The 20,013-nt window shown below is 70.8% G+C and carries 19 protein-coding genes; 3 read left to right on the forward strand and 16 right to left on the reverse strand.

Features of this window, described 5'->3' with window-relative positions; genetic code table 11:
- Positions 1 to 39 precede the first annotated feature (39 nt).
- From ABZT04_RS21945 to ABZT04_RS21955, 3 genes are read right to left on the reverse strand one after another with little or no spacing between them, the layout of a single operon-like run.
- Positions 40 to 1,050: an ABC transporter permease gene (locus tag ABZT04_RS21945; protein ID WP_356058509.1), complete on the reverse strand. Its 1,011-nt coding sequence runs from the start codon at positions 1,048 to 1,050 to the stop codon at positions 40 to 42.
- Complete coding sequence (locus ABZT04_RS21950; RefSeq protein WP_356058510.1) at positions 1,047 to 2,549, reverse strand: sugar ABC transporter ATP-binding protein; 1,503 nt, start codon at positions 2,547 to 2,549, stop codon at positions 1,047 to 1,049. The genes ABZT04_RS21945 and ABZT04_RS21950 overlap by 4 nt, the downstream gene beginning before the upstream one ends.
- Positions 2,546 to 3,118 (reverse strand): carboxymuconolactone decarboxylase family protein, encoded by a 573-nt coding sequence (locus ABZT04_RS21955; protein WP_355916338.1) that lies wholly within the window; start codon positions 3,116 to 3,118, stop codon positions 2,546 to 2,548. Before ABZT04_RS21955 ends, ABZT04_RS21950 begins: the two co-directional genes overlap by 4 nt.
- A 233-nt stretch (positions 3,119 to 3,351) precedes the next feature.
- Here ABZT04_RS21955 and ABZT04_RS21960 point away from each other — a divergent pair, with 233 nt between their 5' ends.
- A complete protein-coding gene (locus tag ABZT04_RS21960) occupies positions 3,352 to 3,765 on the forward strand; it encodes a cupin domain-containing protein (protein WP_356058511.1) in 414 nt (137 codons plus the stop codon).
- 353 nt (positions 3,766 to 4,118) lie between these two features.
- Here ABZT04_RS21960 and ABZT04_RS21965 read toward each other — a convergent pair whose 3' ends face one another.
- From ABZT04_RS21965 to ABZT04_RS22020, 12 genes are all read right to left on the reverse strand, one after another.
- Positions 4,119 to 5,444: an aromatic acid/H+ symport family MFS transporter gene (locus tag ABZT04_RS21965; protein WP_356058513.1), complete on the reverse strand. Its 1,326-nt coding sequence runs from the start codon at positions 5,442 to 5,444 to the stop codon at positions 4,119 to 4,121.
- Between the two features lie 211 nt (positions 5,445 to 5,655).
- Positions 5,656 to 6,606 carry a catechol 2,3-dioxygenase gene (locus ABZT04_RS21970; RefSeq protein WP_356058515.1) on the reverse strand — a complete coding sequence of 317 codons (951 nt, stop codon included), beginning with the start codon at positions 6,604 to 6,606 and terminating at the stop codon, positions 5,656 to 5,658.
- Positions 6,587 to 7,720: a 4-oxalomesaconate tautomerase gene (locus ABZT04_RS21975; protein ID WP_356058516.1), complete on the reverse strand. Its 1,134-nt coding sequence runs from the start codon at positions 7,718 to 7,720 to the stop codon at positions 6,587 to 6,589. Before ABZT04_RS21975 ends, ABZT04_RS21970 begins: the two co-directional genes overlap by 20 nt.
- Positions 7,717 to 8,421, reverse strand: a complete 705-nt coding sequence (locus tag ABZT04_RS21980; protein WP_356058518.1) for a 4-carboxy-4-hydroxy-2-oxoadipate aldolase/oxaloacetate decarboxylase — start codon at positions 8,419 to 8,421, stop codon at positions 7,717 to 7,719. Before ABZT04_RS21980 ends, ABZT04_RS21975 begins: the two co-directional genes overlap by 4 nt.
- A 2-nt stretch (positions 8,422 to 8,423) precedes the next feature.
- Positions 8,424 to 9,173: a PIG-L deacetylase family protein gene (locus ABZT04_RS21985; protein ID WP_356058520.1), complete on the reverse strand. Its 750-nt coding sequence runs from the start codon at positions 9,171 to 9,173 to the stop codon at positions 8,424 to 8,426.
- A 61-nt stretch (positions 9,174 to 9,234) separates the two neighbouring features.
- Entirely contained in the window at positions 9,235 to 9,885 is a 651-nt protein-coding gene (locus ABZT04_RS21990; RefSeq protein WP_356058521.1) for a GntR family transcriptional regulator, read from the reverse strand.
- Positions 9,886 to 10,073: 188 nt separating this feature from the next.
- Complete coding sequence (locus ABZT04_RS21995; RefSeq protein ID WP_356058522.1) at positions 10,074 to 11,945, reverse strand: tannase/feruloyl esterase family alpha/beta hydrolase; 1,872 nt, start codon at positions 11,943 to 11,945, stop codon at positions 10,074 to 10,076.
- Positions 11,946 to 12,039: 94 nt separating this feature from the next.
- Positions 12,040 to 12,879: an SDR family oxidoreductase gene (locus ABZT04_RS22000; RefSeq protein ID WP_356058524.1), complete on the reverse strand. Its 840-nt coding sequence runs from the start codon at positions 12,877 to 12,879 to the stop codon at positions 12,040 to 12,042.
- A 605-nt stretch (positions 12,880 to 13,484) separates the two neighbouring features.
- A complete protein-coding gene (locus tag ABZT04_RS22005) occupies positions 13,485 to 14,687 on the reverse strand; it encodes an FAD-dependent oxidoreductase (protein ID WP_356058525.1) in 1,203 nt (400 codons plus the stop codon).
- Entirely contained in the window at positions 14,684 to 14,881 is a 198-nt protein-coding gene (locus ABZT04_RS22010) for a ferredoxin (RefSeq protein WP_019069916.1), read from the reverse strand. Before ABZT04_RS22010 ends, ABZT04_RS22005 begins: the two co-directional genes overlap by 4 nt.
- A gap of 63 nt (positions 14,882 to 14,944) precedes the next feature.
- The gene (locus tag ABZT04_RS22015; RefSeq protein ID WP_356058526.1) at positions 14,945 to 16,186 is read right to left on the reverse strand and encodes a cytochrome P450; all 1,242 of its coding nucleotides are present in this window, start codon (positions 16,184 to 16,186) and stop codon (positions 14,945 to 14,947) included.
- A 358-nt stretch (positions 16,187 to 16,544) separates the two neighbouring features.
- A complete protein-coding gene (locus ABZT04_RS22020) occupies positions 16,545 to 17,270 on the reverse strand; it encodes a response regulator transcription factor (RefSeq protein ID WP_356058528.1) in 726 nt (241 codons plus the stop codon).
- A 373-nt stretch (positions 17,271 to 17,643) separates the two neighbouring features.
- On the opposite strand from ABZT04_RS22020, the gene ABZT04_RS22025 reads away from it, so the two are divergent.
- Positions 17,644 to 18,408 (forward strand): SDR family NAD(P)-dependent oxidoreductase, encoded by a 765-nt coding sequence (locus tag ABZT04_RS22025; RefSeq protein ID WP_356058530.1) that lies wholly within the window; start codon positions 17,644 to 17,646, stop codon positions 18,406 to 18,408.
- 74 nt (positions 18,409 to 18,482) lie between these two features.
- On the opposite strand, the gene ABZT04_RS22030 is transcribed toward ABZT04_RS22025, so the two are convergent.
- Positions 18,483 to 18,665: a hypothetical protein gene (locus ABZT04_RS22030; protein WP_356058532.1), complete on the reverse strand. Its 183-nt coding sequence runs from the start codon at positions 18,663 to 18,665 to the stop codon at positions 18,483 to 18,485.
- Positions 18,666 to 18,843: 178 nt separating this feature from the next.
- On the opposite strand from ABZT04_RS22030, the gene ABZT04_RS22035 reads away from it, so the two are divergent.
- Positions 18,844 to 20,004 (forward strand): histidine kinase, encoded by a 1,161-nt coding sequence (locus tag ABZT04_RS22035; RefSeq protein ID WP_356058533.1) that lies wholly within the window; start codon positions 18,844 to 18,846, stop codon positions 20,002 to 20,004.
- The last annotated feature ends 9 nt before the right edge of the window (positions 20,005 to 20,013 follow it).

Genomic DNA, 20,013 nt, shown 5'->3' on the forward strand with positions numbered 1-20,013 from the left:
GTGAACCGCCTTTCATGGATGCGGGGTGCGGAGGGATGATCAATGACGTGCTGAACGTGCCTTGTGCATCTCGTTGGCGATGGCCGCGATCAGCAGCACTCCGCCGACGGAGACCGACTGGTAGTTGCTGGAGACCTGGAGCAGGTTGAGGGCGTTGGCGACCACCCCGAGGAGGACCACTCCGAGCGCGGTGCCGAGGACCGTGCCGTAGCCGCCGGCCAGGGCGGTGCCGCCGATGACGACCGCGGCCACCGCCTGGAGCTGGAGCGAGAGTCCGCCGGTGCCGGGGCTGCTGCCGCTGAGCCGGGACAGCAGCATCAGGCCGGCCAGCCCGGACAAGGCGCCGGTGAGGGCGTACAGGGAGAGCTTGCGGGCGGTGACGTTGATGCCGCTGAGGCGGGCGACGTGTTCGTTGCCGCCGATGGCGAAGGCGTCGCGGCCGAACACGGTGAACCGCATGACCAGGGCCGTCGCCACCAGCACGAGGATCGCCACGACCAGGAGGTAGGGCACCCCGAGGATCTTGTTGTTCCCGAGGGCGAACATCTTGGTGCCGATGGACACGCTGACGCTGTCCAGGACGAGCAGGGCGACGCCGTCCAGGAGGGTGGCCGTCGCCAGGGTGGCGACGAACGGGGCGACGTTCGTGAACGTCACCACCACACCGTTGACCAGACCGATCAGGGTGGCCAGCACCAGTGCGGCGACGACGGTGAACGCGGTCGAGTGGCCGTGCGCCAGCAACTGCGCCCCGACCGCGGTCGTCACGGCGACGTTGCTGCCCATCGAGAAGTCCATGCCGCCCGCGGTCATCAGCAGCGTCAGGCCCGCCGCGATCACGGCGACGACGCTCACCTGGCGCAGGATGTTGATGACGTTCGTGTCGGTGGCGAACGAGTCGGTCCGCAGCGAGGTGGCGACGATCACCACGATCAGCACGGCGATCAGCCCGGTGTGCGGGGCACCGCGCAGCCCTGACCAGGAGAGGCGGCGGGTCTTCCCGGGCGGCTCCGAGACCCCGGGGGCGTCGGTGACTGTCTTGACGCTCACTGCGGTTGACCTCCGAGGGCGGTGGCGACGAGTTCGTCGTGGGTGATGGCGTCGACGTCGTGCTCGGCGACCGTCCGGCCGGCGCTGACGACGACGACCCGGTCGGCGAGGCGCATGACCTCCTCGGCGGACGAGGAGGCGAGCAGTACGGCGGCGCCGCGCGAGGCGAGGTCGTCGACGAGGGCGTGGATGTCGGCCATGGCCGCGATGTCGACCCCGTTGGTGGGGTCCTCCAGGAAGCAGGCGACCGGCTCGGTCTGCAGCCACTTGGCGAGCAGCACCTTCTGCTGGTTGCCGCCGGAGAGCGCGCCCACGGGCGGGTTGCCGGCGAGGGCGACCACACCGTAGCTGCGGCGCAACGGGGCGGCGCGGCGGGCGAGTTCGGCACGGCGGTGCATACGCCTGCGGGCGAAACGGTCGCCGGCCAGCATCAGGTTCTCGTCCAGGGACAGTTCGGGGACCAGGCCCAGGGCCCGGCGGTCGCCGGTGACGCAGCGCAGACCGCTGGCAAGGGAGGCGTGGACCCGGCCGAAAGGCACCGGGGCGCCGTCCACGGCGAGTTGGCCGGTGTCGGGACGGCGGCGGCCGGAGAGCAGGTCGAAGAGGCGCGACTGCGCGTCCCCGGCCGGCCCGAGCACGGCGACGATCTCGCCCTTGTGCACGTCGACGGTGAAGTCCCGTACGGCCCGGCCGTCGGTGAGGCCGCGCACGGTCAGGCCGATCTCGTCCTTCGGCGCGGGTCGCTGCGTCCGCCGGGAGACGACGTCGCGGCCGACCATGCTGCGGACGAGTCCCGCCGCGTCGAACTCGTCGACCGGAGCGCTGCGTACGACCGCTCCGTCACGCAGGACGGTGACTCGGTCGGCGACGGCGAGGACCTCGTCGATGTAGTGCGAGATGTAGACGACGGCCACGCCCTCGTCGCGCAGGGCGCGAACCAACTCCCTTATCTGGTGGGCCGCTTCGGCACTGAGACAGGCGGTCGGCTCGTCGAGAATCAGGATGCGGCCGCCGCGCCGGACCTCGCGGGCCACTTCGACCATGGTCTGCTCGGCGACGGTGAGCGAACCCGCGGTCCGTGTCACGTCGATGTCGATGCCGAGGGCCTCAAGTGCCGTGCGGGCCTCGGAGTTGACGGCCTTCCAGCGCACGGCGCCGGCCCGGGTCGGCAGATCGCCCAGCATCACGTTCTCGGCGACGGTGAGCCCCATCGCCAGTTCGCGGCGCTGGGGCACCGAGGCGACACCGAGCCGGCGCGCCTTGCGCACCGTAAGTCCGTGCTGCGCCTGCCCGTTGACCTCGACGGTGCCCTCGTCGCACTGGTGCACCCCCGAAAGGACCTGTACCAACGTCGACTTACCGGCTCCGTTCATGCCCATCAGCGCGTGGACCTCGCCCGGATACAGGTCGAGGTCCACGCCCTTCAGCGCGGCCGCGCCGCCGAAGCTCTTGGTGACGCCCCGGACGCGAAGTACCGCGTCTCCCCCCGGAGTTGTCATGGGCGTGGCTCGGTGCCCGCGGAGTCGTCCGGGGCGACACGGCCGTAGCCGCGGATGTCCGGGAACGGCGGCTCCTTGTCGGCCTGGAGGTCCACCTGGAAGGTGTTCAGGCACATGCCGAGCATGGTGAAGTTGCCGAGCGCGCCGATGGTGTCGACCAGGCCCTTGGAGCCGAAGTGCTCCAGCGCGGCGGCGAAGGTCGCGTCGGTGACGAAGTGCTCGTCGAGGATCTCGCGGCAGAACTGGTAGAAGGCCTGGTCCGCCTCGTTGTCGAAGACGGCCTCGCGCTTCTCGGCGATCGCCTTGACGGCGGCCTCCGGGATGCCGGCCTCGATCGCCTGGTGCACATGGGCGTTCCAGGAGTACTGGGCGTCCCAGTTGCGGGCGGCCATGAGCAGCGTGAGTTCGCTCAGGTGCTTGGGGAGGCTGGAGTCGAAGCGGGCGAACGCGCCGAGGGATTCGGCCCGTTCGCACATCTCGGGGCTGTGCAGCCAGACCCGGAAGGGTCCGCGGACGGCACCGCGCCGGCCGGCGATGCGGGCGGCCAGTTCCTGCTGGCGCGGGTCCATTTCCTCTTCGGTGAGAACGGGGAGCCTCATGGGCCGATACCTGCCTTTTCTTTCCGGCGCGTTACGTGCACGGATCGTGAAGCCGTGCGGTGCGTGCCGACGCTACAGCCGGGTCAGGAAAGCTCACCCCTCTGGAAATGCAAGGTAAAGCTGCACGCCAGAGGGCACCCATTCGTCCGTGCGCGGCCTAACGTCGTTCGACGCAGAAGTGTGTAAGTGGAAAGGAAATCCGGATGACCACGATCATCAAGGTCGCGTCCGTACCCGCTCTCGACCGGGGCGGTGCCGTCGTGTCGACGCCCCTCGTGACGACGCCTTCGGCGGGCGGGGAGAACCTGATCACCAGTGGGATGAGCGTGTATCCGGTCGGCTGCGGGGCGCCGTTGCACTCGCACAACTGCGACGAGCACGTGACCATCCTGGAGGGCCGGGCGGAGGTCTGGGTCGACGGCGAGGTGACGAAGCTGGAGCAGTACGACACCACGTACGTCCCCTCACCGATCCCCCACCTGTTCCGGAACATCGGCGACACCCCGCTGCGCATCCTGTGGGTGTACTCCTCCGGCTATGTGACCCGGACGTTCACCGAGACGGGCAAGACGGTGGAGCACCTGTCGGCGGAGGACCAGATGGGCTCGGACGACTAGAGGAGCCGCACGGCGACGAGGAGGCCTGCGCCCAACCGGGCGGCAGGCCCTTCGGCATGTCCTCGTGTCCACGCGCGCCGGAAGGTCGCCTCGTCGCCGCGTGAGAAGGTCGGTGACGGCAGGGATCAGCGGCTCGGCGAAGAGCCCGACGGTGGCCATCTCGATCGCCCAGTCGGCCCCAGCGTCGCCGCCGTCAACTCCAGTCCGGGCAGGGCCGGTTCGGCCATCACCTCCGCGCTGAAGCCGGTCCCCCCGCACAGGCCACCGCAGGGGCCACGCTCGCAGGCCGACGCCGGCCCCCGCATCCCCTGCGGTGGCCGGCGTCCGGGCCTGCTCGGTGTGTCCCCTGGCCGTCAGTGGCTGCCGACCAGCTCCTGCGGGGTGTCGGCCTGGGCCGCCTGCTTCGAGGTGCGCAGGGCCGCGATGCCGATGAAGACCATCGACGACAGACCGGCGATGGCGAAGGACGTGAAGCCCCAGTCGCCGTTGCCGGAGGCGAGCAGTTGGCCGCCGAGCCAGGGGCCGAAGACCGCGCCGAAGCGGCCCATGCCGGAGGTCCAACCGACCGAGGTGGCACGGTTGTCCGGGGTGGAGCGGATCGAGACGGTCGCGTAGATCATCGTCTGGGCGCTGTTGAGGAAGACGCCCGTGAGGAAGACGACCAGCATCGTCACGGTCTGGTCCATGTGGACGCCGAGCAGGAAGACACCGACGGCGGTCAGCGCGAACCAGATCGCCGAGATGCGCGGGGCCCCGAAGCGGTCGGCCGCGCGGCCGGCCGCGAGCATGCCCACGATGCCGCCGAGGTTGAAGACGACCACGAAGGTCAGCGCGTCGGCCAGCGCGTAGCCCTCGGCGCGCATCAGGGTGGGCAGCCAGGTGGCGACGCCGTAGACGAGGAGCAGTCCGCCGAAGGAGGCCAGCCAGTACAGCAGGGTCTGGAGCCACTCGCCGCCGCGGAAGAGGTTGAGCAGGGCGTCCCAGCGGTCGGCGGCCGTCTTCTTGCCGGTGGCGGCGGGGAGTTCGACCTCGAAGCGCTCGGCGAGGGCGTGGGCCTCGTCGGTGCGGCCCTTGGCGACCAGGAAGCTCAGCGACTCGGGCAGGAACTTCAGGAGCACCGGGACGAAGAGCAGCGGAACGACGCAGACCCAGAACGCGGCGCGCCAGCCGACCGGGTCCACCAGCCACTTGGCGACGTAGGCGGAGAGGATGCCGCCGGCGTGGTGGGCGGTCATCAGCATGCCGATGGTGATGGCGGTACGGCCGCGCGGGGCGTAGTCGGAGACCATGCTGATCGCGGTGGGCAGCAGACCACCGAGGCCGACGCCGGCGAGGGTGCGGCCGAGGCCGAAGACCTCGACGCTGCCGGAGACCGCGCAGATGCCGGAGGCGAGCGAGAAGAGCGTCACGCAGGCGATCATCAGGTGCTTGCGGCCGATCCGGTCCGCGACCGTGCCCGCGGTGAGGGCGCCCACCAGCATGCCGAAGGTGGCGTAGCTGCCGAGGTCTCCGGCCTGGTCCGCGGTGAGACCGAAGGTCTTCGTCTCCAGCAGGTGCGGCAGCACCGAGCCGTAGATGAACATGTCGAGGCCGTCGAAGAGCACGGCCAGCCAGCACAGACCGATGACCAGCAGGGCCAGTCTGCTGCCACGGGCGGACAGGGTCGGGGAGGAGGACATCTTTGTTTCCTCTCGTCCAGGAGGGGATTCCTGGAGGGGATCAGTGATCGGGTCGACGCGGCTCTGGCGGCTGACCCGGTGTGGTGCGCTAGACGCTAGGAGTCCGTTTCCGGAGTGTCAACGGTTTTGTTAACAATCTCAGCAACAATCCAGATACACAGGGGGTGTACGGCACATGTATCTGTGCCGTACACCCCCTGAGCAGCGTGTTTCAGGCGACGGGCGGAGTGCCGTGGGTGTGGAAGGACGCGATGGTCTGCAGCCCCCAGGCCTGCCCCTTCTTCCGCTCCTCCTCGGTCCAGGTGATCAGCGGCCAGTCGGGCGCCAGGACGAGCCGGGTGAGCGGGTTGCACAGTTCGATGCGGTTGCCGCCGGGCTCGTAGACGTAGAGGAAGAACGTCTGCTGGATGGCGTGCTTGTGCGGGCCCGTCTCGATGAACACACCGGTGTCGATGGCGAGATCGGCCGCGCGCAGGATGTCCTCGCGGGTGTCGGTCGCGAAGGCGATGTGGTGCAGCCGCCCGGTCGAGCCGGTCCAGTCCTCGGTGTAGACGACGTCGTACGACTTGTTCGTGTACGTCAGCCAACGCGCCGCGATCCGGCCCGAGTCGAGCTGGATCTGCTCGGTGGGACGAGCGCCCAGCACCTGTTCCTGGAACTCCGCGCTGGAGAGCACGTCCGCGGCAAGGAAGTTGATGTGATCCAGGCGCCGTACGCCGACGCCCCGGTTGGGCTTGGCCTGCGGCTGGTTCTTGAGCGCCGGTTTCAGCTCGTCGGGGGCCCGGTAGTGCTCGCTCTCCCAGTAGAGGGCGTGCTCGTGGCCGTCCGGGTCGGTGGTGACGTAGAGCTTGCCGATGCCGGGTTCGTCCTCGACCCACCTGCCGGTGCCGCCCGCCTCCTCGACCGCCTTGATACGGCGCTGGAGGGCCTCCTCGCTGGAGGTGCGCAGGGCGAGCCGGCCGAGGCCGGGCTGTTCGCGGGCGGTGAGGACCAGGCTGTGGTGCTCGTAGTCGTCGTAGGTGCGCAGGTAGACGGTGTCGCCGTCCTGCCCGTTGACGGTCAGCCCCAGATAGTCGGTGAAGAAGGCGACACTGGCGTCCAGGTCCGGGGTGAAGAGCTGGGCGTGGCCGATATGGGCGATGTCACCGAGCGGCGGAGCCATCGTCGCCTCCTAGGGGTCGTACGAATGCGGGTGTGGGGGCTGTCTCGGCGGACCGGGGGAACACGGTGCCGTCGAAGATCTTGCGGGCGGTGCGCACCACGGCGGTTCTGCGGACCACCGGAGCGGCGTCGCCGGATGCGGGGGCCACGCTAGTTTCGATGTCTAGGAATCCGCTGGGATGCTCGATGCGAATTCGGTCACTTCCGGACGGAAGCTCCGCGATGTCCTCCCCCACCCCGCCGGGCAGGAGCAGTCCCGCCGCCACGCTCGCGGCGCCCAGGACGCCGATCGAGGTGTGGCAGCGCACGGGGATGAAGGTGCGGGTCACGACGGCGCCGCCGTCCCGGGGCGGTGCCAGCAGGGTGAGCTTGGGCACGGTGGTGGACTCGACGTCACCGAGGCCCATCAGCTTGCCGGCCTCCAGGCGGATCTCCCGCAGCCGGTCGGCGAGAGTGAGGTTCTCTTCCAGGTCCTTGGGGCTCTCGTAGCCGGTGGCGCCCAGCGCGGCGGCCGGGATCAGGACCACCGGCATGCCGTTGTCGACGCAGGTCACCTCGGTGCCGGCGATCACGTCCCGGATGCGGCCGGTCGGCAGCAACGGGCTGCTGCCCTGCGGGAAGTCGATCACCACCGGTGCGGCGGTGCCGGGTACGCCGGATATCTCCGCGGTGCCGGTGTAGTCGACCCGCCCGCCCGGGGTGGGGAAGCGCGCGATGGCGAGTTCCCCGGTGTTGAGCATGCGGATGCGGACGGAGGTCTCGCCGTCACCGGGGGCCACGAGCCCCCGCTCGACGGCGAACGGGCCTATTCCGGCGAGGATGTTGCCGCAGTTCTGCCGGTCGGTGACCTCGGGGCGGTCGACGGCGACCTGGAGGAAGAGGTAGTCGACGTCGGCCTCGGGGTCAGCCGATACGGAGACCACGCCGACCTTGCTGGTGAGCGGGTGGGCGCCGCCCAGACCGTCGATCTGGCGCGGGTCGGGGCTGCCCATCACGCGCAGCAGCAGGTCGTCGCGCTCGGCGGGGTCGGCGGGGAGGTCCTCGGCCAGGAAGTAGGCGCCCTTGGAGGTGCCGCCGCGCATGAGCATGCAGCGCACCTCCGCGGGCCCGGTCACGACCCGTCCCCGGTGTACTCCTCGTACGTCCGGTACTCGACGCCGAGCTGCTTGAGGGTGTCGCGCAACCCGTAGCGGTCCAGGCCGAGTTGGCCCTCGATGAAGGCGGCACGGGTAGCCGCTTCCTTGGCCTCGCGGGCCTCCGACCTCTCGGCGGTCTCGCGGGCCTTCTCGCGCGGTACGACCACCACGCCGTCGTCGTCGGCGACGATCACGTCACCGGGGCGGACGACCTGGCCGTCGATGGCGACAGGCACGTTGACCGAGCCGCCGGTGGCCTTGACGGTGCCCTGGGAGGAGACGGCGCGGGACCAGGCGGCGAAGCCCATGTCGCGCAGTTCCTGGGTGTCGCGGATGCCGGTGTTGAGGACGACTCCGCGCACCCCGCGCTGCTGGAGCGCGGTGGCGAAGAGTTCGCCGAACAGGCCGTCCGTGCACGGGGAGGTGGTGGTGACGACGAGGATGTCGCCCTCGCCGCACTGCTCAACGGCCGCGTGGATCATGAGGTTGTCGCCGGGCCAGCTGAGCACGGTGACAGCCGTGCCGGCGACCCGAACTCCCTGTTGGACAGGGCGGATTGCCGGTCCGAGCAGACCGGTGCGGCCCATGGCCTCGCTGACGGTGGCCACGCCGAAGGCGGACAGCGCCTCGACGTCCGCGGCGTCGGCCTTCGGGGGGTTGGTGACGATCACGCCGCCCATGGTTATGCCAGCTCCTTCGCGATCTGCGGGTACGGGCGCATGTACGCCTCGGCCATGGTCTGGTGGGCCAGGCCCAGGTTCGGGCCGGCGTTGCGCTTGAGCTGGACGCCTCGGCGGACGGCCAGGTCGGTGTAGTAGTCCCACAGGTGCTGCTGGGCGCCGAGGCACTCCATCGCCTTGCGCTTGGTCTCCCACACCTCGGTGATGTCGAGCAGGACCTCGGGCTTGAAACCGCTCATCTCGGGCTGGTGCGGCTCGAAGTAGAAGACCGGCGGGGCCCCGATGATCTCGCCCTCGCCGGGGTAGCCGATGGCCTGGGCGAGGACGCGGGCCTCCAGCGCCATCCGGTTGGCGGCCGGGTGGTCGCCGTTGTACGGGTCCTCGGTGGGGTGGGTGAGCACGACGTCCGGCTGGGTGGCGCGGTAGACCTCGACGAGTCGGTCGGTCAGCTCGGCGGTGGCGACCAGGGGGTAGTCGCCGGCGTCGAAGAAGCGGACCTCGGCGCCGAGGGTGGCCGCGGCCCGCTCGGCCTCGTCCCGCCGGATCGCCTTGATCTCGTCCAGTTGCTTGCCCTCGCGCCAGGCCTTGGCGGACTCGCCGCGCTCGCCGAAGGTCAGACAGGCGATGGTGACCTTCTCGCCGCGGGCGGCGGCCAGCGCGATGGCGCCGCCCGCCCGCCAGACGAAGTCCCCGGCGTGCGCCGTGACGACGAGTGTCGATCGTGGGGTGGCGGGCGCGGTGCCGTGCGTCATTGCTCGAATCTCCTTGGTGGACAGGTGTGCGCCCGCCCCGGGTGCGCCGATGCGCCGCGCCTCAGTCGCGCAACGCCTCGATCACACTGGCGAGATGGGCGCGGACGGCCGTCTCGGCCGCCTGCGGGTCCCTGGCCGTGATCGTCTCGATCATCGCCAGATGCTCGTTCAGGGACTGCTGTGGGCGCCCCGGCCGCAGCGCCAACTGGAAGCGGTGCCGAACCAGTTGGGCGTTGAGCCGCTCCAGCAGGGCCACGGCGGTCTGCTGGCCGGAGAACTCCCGGACCTTGTCGTGCAGTGCGTGGTTCAGCTCGGAGTACGTCACCGGCTCGCCGTCGGCCACGGCCTTGGTCATGGCCCGGCCGAGGTCCGCCAGTTCGGCCAGTTGGTCGTCGCTGGCCGCGACGGCCGCCTTGGCCGCGCACAGTCCCTCCAGGACCATGCGGCACTCCGTGATGGCGACCGCTTCCTCCACGGTCACCACCCGCACCCGCGAGCCGCGGTTGCGGATCCGTTCGACCAGCCCTTCGGCCGCCAGATCGATCAGTGCCGCGCGGATGCTGGCCCGCGTCACATCGAGCTGCTCGGCGAGTTCGTTCTCCACCAACCGCTGTGCCGGTGCCATCTCGCCGTGCAGGATCGCCTGCCGCAACTGCGTGAGCGCATGTTGCTTGGCCTGCTCCCCGGTGCTCGGACGGGCTTCTTTCGGCATCGTTGCCCTCCCTGAGTGAGTGCCTGTCGAACCTAAATCTAGCCAAACAAGATTGTCAACAATTTTGTCCGCCGTATTGCAGGCAGGCTTCCTCCCATACTTACCTCAGACATGCCGCCGCCCGCCCATGGACCGGCCATGGACGGGCGATGAACCAAGTTCTCCTACGGCTTCCTCTCCTGCTTCCGCTACGGCCTGTGTCGGCTGCAGTTCATCGACCTGCCGTCCTTCGTCTCGCACCATTCCTGGTAGCCGGAGGTGAAGGTTCCGGCCCACTTGTAGTGGTCGTCGGGCAGTCGGTCGGGCGTGTAGGCGCGGTAGTTGGCCGCGTCGTTCTTGTCGCCCGAGCCGTCGTAGGCGACCAGTCGCGGGTACGGATACACAGGCCGCGTGTACTCGACGGTGGGCGCGCTGCCGCTCGCGCTCGCGGAGGCTTTGGCACCACCGCCGAGCTGACCGCCCGCCGGTCCTCCGGGCCCGCTGCCGCCGCTGGTCTTGGACGCGATCACGGCACCCGGCGTCTTCCCGGTCTCCCGCCAGTCGATCAGTTCGCTGAGCAGATCGAAGCTGTCGGGTCCGTCACCGCCCCCGCAGTGGTTCACGCCGGGGAACAGGTACAGGCGGTAGAAGTCGTCGACCTCGTCCTGCCCCATCGTGTCGATCACGGCCTGGCGGTAGGCCCGGGTGCCGGTCGGCGGGATGTTGGGATCGGTCAGTCCGTGCCACTGGATGAGCCTGCCGCCGGCCTCGTGGAACTTGGTGAGATCGGGGTCGGTTGCGTCGTAGATCCCAGAGACCTCCCGCTGGTAGGCCTTGAAGGTGTCCACGGTGAACAGTGAAGGGTCGAGCTTCAGCGTCGGGTCGGCCTCCCACGTGCCGACCCAGCGCAGGAACCCGAGGCCGATCCCGTAGAGCTGGACCGAACTCTGCCCCTGACCGGCCTTGGGGACGAACAGTCCCTCCCAGGCGGTCTCGGAGCCGTAGGGCTGGCCGCCGGTGTAGAGATGGGTGCCGTCCCGGGCGGTCACGCCCGCGTACGCCTTCCGTACGACGTCGACCTGCTCGGCGGTGAGACAGCTCGAACTGTCCCTGTTGTCGGCGCACTTGAGGCCGGCCGGGTCGAAGGCGCAGGTCGCCGGGTCCTGGATGAGGTCGTTGTTCAGCCTGGGATCGGCGCACTTGGCGAGGACGGCCTTGTGCAGCATGGAGAGCTTCGAGGCGGGCAGGATCGTCGAGCCGTCCGCGCGGAAGTCGATGGTGGAGAGGTACGCCTCCTGCATCGCGTTGAGCGCGGTCTGGTTGAAGGCCGGGGCGCCGACCAGGGCGGCACTGAAGTCGCGGGGGTAGCGCTGCACCTCCATCAGCGTCTCGCGCCCGCCGGCCGAGCAGCCGTCGTAGTAGGAGTACGTCGGCTCCGCGCCGTAGAACGCCTTGGTGATCGCCTTGGCTGCGGTGGCGAAGGCGTGCTCGGAGCGGTAGCCGAAGTCCACCTTGAGCTGGGGGTTCGTCGCCCAGACCTCCGCTCCCCCGCCGCTCATGCCGGAGGTGGAGACATGGCCCTGGTTGTCCTGGCCGAGAGCGAAGGAGCCGTCGGTGACGGGGGCGCAGCCGGTCGACGCGGCGGGTTGGCCGACGCCGACCATGCCGCAGTAGCCGCCGCAGCCCTCCTGGAGGTAGCGCTGCCGGTACGTCTGTGTCGGCAGCCGCAGTTCGAACTGGATCTGCGGAGCGATGGCACCTTTCACGTCGCAGTACTCGTACGCGTTCGCGTCGCCCTTGGCCACCACGCTCGCCGAGGTGACCGACGTGGCCGCGTCGTCGAGGGTGCCGAAGTCCTTCTGGAGCAGGTCGGCGCAGGAGATCTTCGGTTGGGTGACCGGCAGGTTCTTCCCGATGGCACCGCCGACCGACACCTTCGTGACACTCGCGTCGGCGTCGGCGTCCGCCGAGAATGTGGCGGGCAGCAGCGCGAGACCGCCGACGAGGGCCGCCACGACGACGGCCACCAGGAGGACGATCCTCGTCCGTTTCGACGAGCGGGCAGCATGACCAGGGCTCATGGCCTCAGCGTCGAGCGGGCCCCTGGCGGAGGCCACCGCCGTGGGCCATCAGGGTGAGCGGCCCGGGCCTGGGTGCGGCCCCGGGCCCCACCCGTCAATGCCGCATGTGCCGGCGCACCCACGCCGCCTGTCCACCGTCGACGAGCAGATCCGTGCCGGTGATGAACTGCGCCTCGGGGCCGGTGAGGAAGGCCACCGCGTCGGCGATCTCGCCGGGTGTTCCGGTGCGGCCCGCTCCGCAGTCGTCCAGCATCTTGAGCATGTGCCCGCCGTGCGGGGACTCTGCCTCCGCCTTGGACATCGCGGTGGAGATGACGCCGGGGCTGACGGTGTTGATACGGGCGCCGCGCAGGTTCCAGGCGAGTGCGGCGGCCTCCACGCGCACGTGGTTGGCGCGCTTGGCGACCATGTACGCGCGCAGGGGGTCGTCGCCCACGGCGGTGACGGCGGCCAGTTCGAGCAGTTCCTCGGCCGGGGCCGTCGCCAGGGCGGCCTCGTCCTCGGGGCTCAGGGAGGCGTAGTGGCCGGCCATGCTGGACACCGCGACCAGGGAGGTGCCGCGCCCGGCCACCGCCTCGAAGGCGTCGATCACATGGACGGTGCCGAGCAGGTCGACCTCCAGGATCGTCCGCGCCGACGCGATCGAGGCGGAGACCCCGGCCGTGTGCACCACGGCGACGACCCTCCCCTCACCGGCCGCCGTCCGGGCGAGCTTCTCCACAGCCGCCCGATCGGAGATGTCGGTGAGGACACCGTGCGCCGCATGCCCCTCGGCGCGCAACGCGGCCACGGTGCGGTCGAGTTGGCCACGCGAGGCGTCGGCGAGGAAGAGCGTGCGCCCACCGCCGAGGCGGCGGGCGATCGCGGTTCCCATGCCACCCGCGCCGGTGACCACGACGACGTCACGGGGTGCGTCAGGCAGGGGTTGCGCCATGGATGGCCTCCTTCGGGCACGCGGAGACGGCCTCCCGACAGGCCGCTCCGGCGACGAAGCGCCGCCGCTGGACATCGAGTTGACCGCAGGTCGCCTCTGCGCGGAGCAACGTGCGCGCTCCGCCCAGGCGACGGGCGACCGCCACTGCTATGCCGCCCGCGTCGGCGACGGTCCGCCGGCGACGGACATCGAGTCGGCCGCGCAAAGCCTCAGCAAGGGGCAGCCTGCGCCCGCCACTCAAGCGACGGGCGACCGCCCTTCTCACGCCGACCGCGCTGCCCTGCCGGCAAGCGTCGAGTCGGCGGCGCGAGGCATCGCCGGAGAACAGGGGGCGACGAGCGACCGCCGCCCCCGCGCCACCCGCGCCCGCGACCACGACGACGTCACGGGGCGCCTCAGACGATGGCTGCGCCATGAACGGCCCCTTCGGGTACGCGGCACAGGTCTCCCGACAGGCCGCTCCGGCGACGACGACCCGCCGCCGGACATCGAGACGGCAGCGGGAAGCGTCGGCGAGGCACAGCGTGCGCCCGCCACCTACGCGACGGGCGACCACCAGTCCCACGCCACCCGCGCCCTTGACCACGACGACCTCCCGGTCCGTCTCAGCCGCCCGCCGCGCCATGAACGGCCTCCTTCGGGGACGTGGACACGGTGTCCCGCCATGTTGCTCCGGCGGCAATGGCCTGGCGCCACGCGCGGATCGCCTTGGGGGGCATGCCGACCGCGAGGGTGCCGGTGAGGCGGTCGCCGGTGCGGTAGGCGGCTACGAATCGGCGATCGGCCAAGTCGCCTTCCACGACGGCGACTTCGTCGTGGCCGCGCAGATAGCCGCGTGCCTGGATCTTCATGTCGTACTGGTCGGACCAGAAGTACGGCACGGGCGCGAACGCCTTGCGGGCCCCGGTGGCGGCGAGGAGGTTGCGGGCGGCGGCCATGCCCTGCTCGGCCGCGTTGGTGCGATGCTCGATGCACATCGAGGTGCCGAACAGCGGGTTGTACCAGCGGGCGACGTCACCGGCCGCGTACACGTTCCGCGCGGCCTCGCAGTACTCGTCGCACACCACACCGTCGCCCACCGGCAGTCCGCTGTCCGCGAGCCACTCGGTGTTCGGCAGCGAGCCGATCGCGACGAGCACCTCGTCGGCCTCGATCTCCTCGCCGTCCCCGAGCCGTACGCCCTCGTCGGTCACCTCGGTGACGGAGACGCCGGTGCGGAGGTCGACGCCGTGGTCCACGTGGGCCTGTGCCAGCACCTGTCCGACCTGCTCGCCGACCGCGTGCGCCAGGGGCACACGGGCCGGTTCCAGCAGGGTCACCCGCGCGCCCAGGCGCCAGGCCACGGCGGCGGCCTCGGCGCCGAGGAACCCGGCGCCGACCACGACCAACCGCCGCCCCGGCGCGAGCCGTTCGCGCAGCGTGAGGGCGTCGTCGAGGGTGCGCAGGACGTGCGCGCCCTCGCCGGGCAGCCGCCGGGGACGCACCCCGGTGGCGATGACGAGCCCGTCGTAGGGCACCTGCGCGCCGTCCGAGAGCGACACCTCCTGCGCGGCGAGGTCGAGTGCCGTCGCGGCGACGCCGAGGCGCAGGTCGAGGTCCTGCCCGGCCAGGTCGGCCGGGCCGCGCAGGGCGACCCGGTCCGGTTCCCACTCGGCGGCGAGGACCTGCTTGGACAGCGGCGGCCGGTCGTAGGGCGGATGCGGTTCGTCGCCCACGAGGGTGAGCGTGCCGGTGTAGCCCTCGCGGCGGAGCGTCTCGGCCGCCGCGAGTCCGGCCGCCGAGGCACCGACGACGACGATCCGGTTCACCGCTCCACCAGTCGGATGGCCGCGGCCGGGCAGACCGCCACGGCTTCCCGCACGTCGTCTACGAGTTCGGCGCCAGGGTGCTCCTCCAGGAGGATCGCCACACCGTCCTCGTCACGCTGGTCGAAGACGTCGGGGGCGGCGACCACGCACTGCCCGGAGGCGACGCATTTCGGTTCGTCGAGTTCGACCTTCATGGCTGTGTCCTTTGCTCGCTGTTCGTTGAGGTTCGTTGACGTTCGTCGATCAGGTGTCGGTGGTCACCACGTGACGGGCAGGCAGGCCACGCCGTAGGTCGTCCCGGTGCGGTCGAAGGCCAGTTGCTCGATCGGGGCGGCCAGGCGCAGGGTCGGGATGCGGCGGTAGAGGGTGCCGTAGACGACCTGGAGTTCGAGGCGGGCGAGGTTCTGGCCGAGGCACTGGTGGGGGCCGTAGCCGAAGGCCTGGTGCTGGCGGGCGGAGCGGGTGATGTCGAGGCGGTCGGCCGCGGGGAACACCTCGGGGTCCCAGTTCGCGGCGGGCAGGTCGAAGATCATGCCCTCGCCGGCCCGGATGGTGACACCGCCGATCTCGATGTCCGCCTTGGCGACCCGGCGGAGCCCGATCTGCACGATGGTCAGGAAGCGCAGCAGTTCGTCCACCGCGCCGGCGATCACCTTCGGGTCGTCCGTCTCGCGCACCAGGGCGAGTTGGTCGGGCGCCTGGAGCAGCGCGAGGGTGCCGAGGCTGATCATCGTCGCGGTGGTCTCGTGCCCGGCGATGAGCATGGCGACGCCCATGTGCACGGCCTCCAGGCGGGTCATCTCACCGGTCTTCACCCGCCCCGCCATCTCGGACACCACGCCCTCGCCCGGGTTCTCCAGCTTCTCCCCGATGAGCCGGTCCAGGTAGCCGCTGAGCGCGGTGCTCGCTTCCCGGGCCTCCTCGGGTGACGCGGCGGTGTCGAGGGCGAGGCTGCTGTTGCGCTGGAAGAAGTCGTGGTCCGCGTACGGCACTCCGAGCAGTTCGGCGATGACCAGCGAGGGCACCGGCAGGGCGAGCGCGGTGAGGAGGTCGGCGGGGTTGGGGCCGGCCAGCATGTCGTCGATCAGCTCGTCGACGATCTTCTGGACCGGGGCCCGCATGGTCTCGATCCGCTTGACGAGGAACGGCGCGTTGACCGTCCGGCGCAGCCGGGTGTGCTCGGGGGCGTCTGTGTTGGTGATCAGCCGCGGGATGTGCGGGGAGATCTCGGCGCGGTGCGCGTTGACGTGGGGGAAGCCGGGTTCCAGGTCGTCATCGCTGACGCGGGGGTCGGTGAGCAGGGCGCGCTGGTCGGCGTGGCGGGTGATCAGCCAGGGCGTACTGCCGTCCCAGATGCGGACCTTGCTGATCGGTTTCCCGTCGCGCACCCCGTGCACGGCCGGCGGCGGGGCGAGGGGGCAGCGCGCGTCCCGCCGCATCGGATACTCGGGGACCGCCGCGGCCGTGTCGGGCGCGATGCCGGTCAGGGTGTCGGCCATGTCTCTCCTCGGTGTGGGGGGGGCTCCGCGTGGGGCGGGGCGCCGGGGTGTGGGGAACGAGGCCTCGATGAGCACATGCAAACAGAGCGGGCTGACACCTTCCGGTCAGTTCCCTGACAACAACCTGACGTGATCCAGATCACGCGCAGGCTCTGTTGCCATGGGCCGGACAGAGATGCCAGGGAGGGCTAACTCGGGTGAATTACCTGCGCGTTGAGGGACATGGACGTTATGGCGGCAACTCGCGACCGCAACGCAAAAGGGGCGGAGCCGCGTCACCGCGACCCCGCCCCACGCTCGCTTCACGAGGCGTCCATATTTGCTCCGCGAATCCCTTGCAACTTCACCGGCGGGACACTCACCCACCACCGCCGGCGGCCCGTCCGAGCCAGTAGCCGAAGCCCCGCCGCGTGTGGATCAGCGCCGCGCCCTCCTGGTCCACCTTGCGCCGGAGGCGGGAGACGAGTTGTTCCATGGCGTTGTCACCGCGGAAGTCGCCCCAGACGTAGCGGCTGATCTGCTCCTTGGACAGCACCTTGTGCGCGTTGACGAGGAGATGGCGCAGCAGCCGGTACTCCGCGGGCGTGAGATCGAGGGTGCGCCGCCCGCGCCGCGCCTGGCAAGTGGTGTCGTCCAGGACCAGGTCGGCGTAGTGCAGCGCGCCGTCCCGTCCGCCTCCCCTGGCGCGCAGTAACACCTGGATCCGGGCGAGGACTTCGGCGATCCGGAAGGGCTTGGTGACATAGTCCCGCTCCCCCGCGCCCAGCTCGGGCAGCAGCTTGTCGAGGGCGTCCCAGGCGGTCAGCAGCAGCACGGGCGGGCGGTGCGTGACGAGTCGGCGGCCCTGCGCGAGGGCATCCATCTGGGGCAACTCCGCGTCGATGACGACCAGTTCGAACCGCTGCTCCGCGAGTCGCGCCACCACTTCGGCGCCGGTGGCGGCCGTGCGGATGCGGTAGCCCGCCAACTCCAGTGTCGTGGAGAGGACTTCGGCGTTGTCCGGCTCGCCCACGGCGACAAGCAGGTGCTGCCCGCCACCGCGAGCGAGTGATCGTGTCTCACTGATGCTGCCGTACGTGGACATGCGCTCAGCCTACCGTTCTGCTTGCCTGACTCAAGCAATATTCATTCGCTTGCTTGACTCAAGTAAGTCACATATGCTTGCCTAACTCAAGCAAGCCCGCCGTAAGGGCGGACTGCCGGACAGCAGGAGCGCAACTGAGCCCTCGCTCACCAGAGCCGGGGCCGCCTTGAGCGGAAGGCGGCCCCCGCGCCGAACCCGTGGGGACGGGGGTCGGCGCTGTCCCGGACCCGGTCGCCGGACACTCCCCCAGATCGGCGCCGGGTCCGTGGACATCCCTTGCCACGATCGCGGCCGACCGCGACGACGGGGTTCCGCACCGCACTCCGCGTCTCGGGACGAGACCCGCGAGAGCGCGAAGACGAAGGAGTACGCCATGCGCAGCACCGGACTTGAGGGACGCAGTGTCGTCGTCACCGGGGCGGCGTCCGGGATCGGGCGGGCCGCGGCCCTGCAGTTCGCCCTCGCGGGTGCCGACGTCGTCGTCGCGGACCTCGACCGGGCGGGCGCCGGGCAGACCGTCAAGCAGATCGAGAACGACGGCGGCTCCGCCATCGGTGTCATCGGCGAGCTGAGCGAACAGGCGGTGGTGGACGAGGTCGTCGCCACCGCTCTCGACGCGTTCGGCGCGCTCGATGTGCTGGTGAACAACGCCGGGATCATGGACCGCATGTCGGCCCTCGCCGACACCGAGGACGCCGAGTGGGAGCGGGTCATCCGCGTCAATCTGACGGCGCCGTTCCTGCTGACCCGGGCCGCGCTGCCGCACATGCTCGCCGCCGGGCGCGGCGCGATCGTCTTCACCGCCGCCGAGGCGGGCCTGCGCGGCAGTGCGGCGGGCGCCGCCTGCACCGCCGCCAAGCACGGCATCGTGGGCCTGGTGAAGTCCCTCGCCGTGATGTACCGGAGTCGGGGAATCCGCGCCAACGCGATCGCGCCCGGGTCCACCGCCACCGGCATCACCTTCGACGTCGACGCGCGGGCCCACGGCCCGGGGGTGATCGGCCCCGGACTCGGCCTCTCCGACCGGATCGCCTTCCCCGAGGAGCAGGCCGCCGCGCTCGTCTTCCTGGCCTCCGACGCCGCCCGGAACATCAACGGCGCGGTGCTGCCCGTCGACAACGGCTGGTGCGCCGTCTGACCGGCACCGCGAGCCGCGGTGCATCCGTCGAGGCGTGCCCTGGTGTGCCCGTGCCCTCGCGCCACCGCGCCCGGTCAGGCCGCCTTCCGGCCGGTCCGGAACAGGCTGACGCCCGCCCCGAGCGAGACCACCCCCCTGCCGACGCCGGTCAGGACCGCCTGCGACCCGCGGGCCACGAAGGGCGTGGTGACGGCGACGACCAGGTTGAACAGGAACAGGAACCGCAGCACGGGTCTCGACGCGAGCAGCGGCTTCATGAATGGTTTCCTCCGGAACGAGCAGACTTGGATCTCGGCTGACGTGTTGCCTCAACGATTGCGTCGTCCGCCCGACGGCACGAGGGAGCGATCTCCCGAACCCCCGGTGGAGCGGGCTGCACCCGCACCGGGCGGTCCGCTCCCCCGCGCCCGGGCCGATGCGCCTAACCTGATCTCCATGCGCGCCACCCTGCGGCAGGCGGCCCGGGCCACGCTCCACCTGGTCGTCGCCGCTGCGATGGCCTTCGGGTCGTACATCTTCATCACCGTGCTCCTGATCACCGCGATCCTCACGGTCACGGTGGTCGGCGCGTTCATGCTGCCCGAGACGGTGCTGCTGATACGGCGGATCGCCGGGGCCAAGCGGCAGATGGCAGGCGCGTGGACGGGCCGGAAGATCCCCGAGGCGTACCAGCCGCTCACCGGCACCGTCCGGGAGCGGGTGCGCACGGCGGTCCTCGACCCGAGCACACTGACCGACGTCCGCTGGATGATCGCCTACTACGCCTACGGCGCCCTGCCCGTCCTGATGCTGCCGCTGTGGCCGCTGGGTCTGGTCGTCGACGGGGTGTGGTGCGGGCTGCTGCGCCGCCAGGCCCTCGTCCTGCCCTTGATCAGCCGGCTCGCCGACCTGGACGCCCACTGGTCCACGGTTCTGCTGAAACCCTCACCGAAGGCCCAACTCGCCGTGCGCGTCGAGGAGTTGGTGCAGACGCGGGCGGGCGCGATCGCCGCGCACGGGGCTGAACTGCGCCGGATCGAACGGGACCTGCACGACGGCACGCAGGCCCGGCTGGTCTCGCTGTCGATGCGCATCGGTCTCGCCAAGCGGGCCTACGACCGGGACCCTGCGGCGGCCCGCCGGATGCTCGACGAGGCGCAGACGCTGGCCGAGGAGGCGCTGACGGATCTGCGGCACGTCGTACGCGCCATCCATCCGCCGATCCTCACCGACCGCGGTCTGGTCGGCGCGGTGCGCGCCCTGGCCGCCAGCAGCGCCCTCGCTGTGACGGTGACCGTGGACGGGCTGACCGACGGACACGACGGGCCGCGGGCCCCGGCGGCGGTGGAGGCGGCGGCGTACTTCGTGATCGCCGAGTCGCTGACCAACGCGGCCAAGTACAGCGGCGCCGACCGCGCCGAGGTCCGCCTCGCCCGCACCCGCACCGGACTGCGCGTCCAGGTGCGCGACGAGGGCCGGGGTGGCGCCGAGGAGGCGGGCGGATCGGGGCTGCTGGGCATGCGGCGCCGGGTCGCCGCGCTCGACGGCGATGTGACTGTGACCAGCCCCATCGGGGGGCCGACCGTGATCGAAGTGGAGCTGCCGTGCGTCTGGTGAGCGTAGTTG

The sequence above is a fragment of the Streptomyces sp. NPDC005492 genome, from assembly GCF_040605995.1.
GTDB lineage: Bacteria > Actinomycetota > Actinomycetes > Streptomycetales > Streptomycetaceae > Streptomyces.

What these genes read in the sequence shown, in the direction of transcription:
- ABZT04_RS21995 (WP_356058522.1), bottom strand. Translation starts at nt 11,945, where the DNA reads ATGAGCCCTGGTCATGCTGCCCGCTCGTCGAAACGGACGAGGATCGTC.
- ABZT04_RS21960 (WP_356058511.1), top strand. Translation starts at nt 3,352, where the DNA reads ATGACCACGATCATCAAGGTCGCGTCCGTACCCGCTCTCGACCGGGGC.
- ABZT04_RS21955 (WP_355916338.1), bottom strand. Translation starts at nt 3,118, where the DNA reads ATGGACCCGCGCCAGCAGGAACTGGCCGCCCGCATCGCCGGCCGGCGC.
- ABZT04_RS22030 (WP_356058532.1), bottom strand. Translation starts at nt 18,665, where the DNA reads ATGAAGCCGCTGCTCGCGTCGAGACCCGTGCTGCGGTTCCTGTTCCTG.
- ABZT04_RS21990 (WP_356058521.1), bottom strand. Translation starts at nt 9,885, where the DNA reads ATGCCGAAAGAAGCCCGTCCGAGCACCGGGGAGCAGGCCAAGCAACAT.
- ABZT04_RS21970 (WP_356058515.1), bottom strand. Translation starts at nt 6,606, where the DNA reads ATGGCTCCGCCGCTCGGTGACATCGCCCATATCGGCCACGCCCAGCTC.
- ABZT04_RS22015 (WP_356058526.1), bottom strand. Translation starts at nt 16,186, where the DNA reads ATGGCCGACACCCTGACCGGCATCGCGCCCGACACGGCCGCGGCGGTC.
- ABZT04_RS22000 (WP_356058524.1), bottom strand. Translation starts at nt 12,879, where the DNA reads ATGGCGCAACCCCTGCCTGACGCACCCCGTGACGTCGTCGTGGTCACC.
- ABZT04_RS22020 (WP_356058528.1), bottom strand. Translation starts at nt 17,270, where the DNA reads ATGTCCACGTACGGCAGCATCAGTGAGACACGATCACTCGCTCGCGGT.
- ABZT04_RS21985 (WP_356058520.1), bottom strand. Translation starts at nt 9,173, where the DNA reads ATGACGCACGGCACCGCGCCCGCCACCCCACGATCGACACTCGTCGTC.
- ABZT04_RS21965 (WP_356058513.1), bottom strand. Translation starts at nt 5,444, where the DNA reads ATGTCCTCCTCCCCGACCCTGTCCGCCCGTGGCAGCAGACTGGCCCTG.
- ABZT04_RS22035 (WP_356058533.1), top strand. Translation starts at nt 18,844, where the DNA reads ATGCGCGCCACCCTGCGGCAGGCGGCCCGGGCCACGCTCCACCTGGTC.
- ABZT04_RS21980 (WP_356058518.1), bottom strand. Translation starts at nt 8,421, where the DNA reads ATGGGCGGCGTGATCGTCACCAACCCCCCGAAGGCCGACGCCGCGGAC.
- ABZT04_RS22025 (WP_356058530.1), top strand. Translation starts at nt 17,644, where the DNA reads ATGCGCAGCACCGGACTTGAGGGACGCAGTGTCGTCGTCACCGGGGCG.
- ABZT04_RS21950 (WP_356058510.1), bottom strand. Translation starts at nt 2,549, where the DNA reads ATGACAACTCCGGGGGGAGACGCGGTACTTCGCGTCCGGGGCGTCACC.
- ABZT04_RS22010 (WP_019069916.1), bottom strand. Translation starts at nt 14,881, where the DNA reads ATGAAGGTCGAACTCGACGAACCGAAATGCGTCGCCTCCGGGCAGTGC.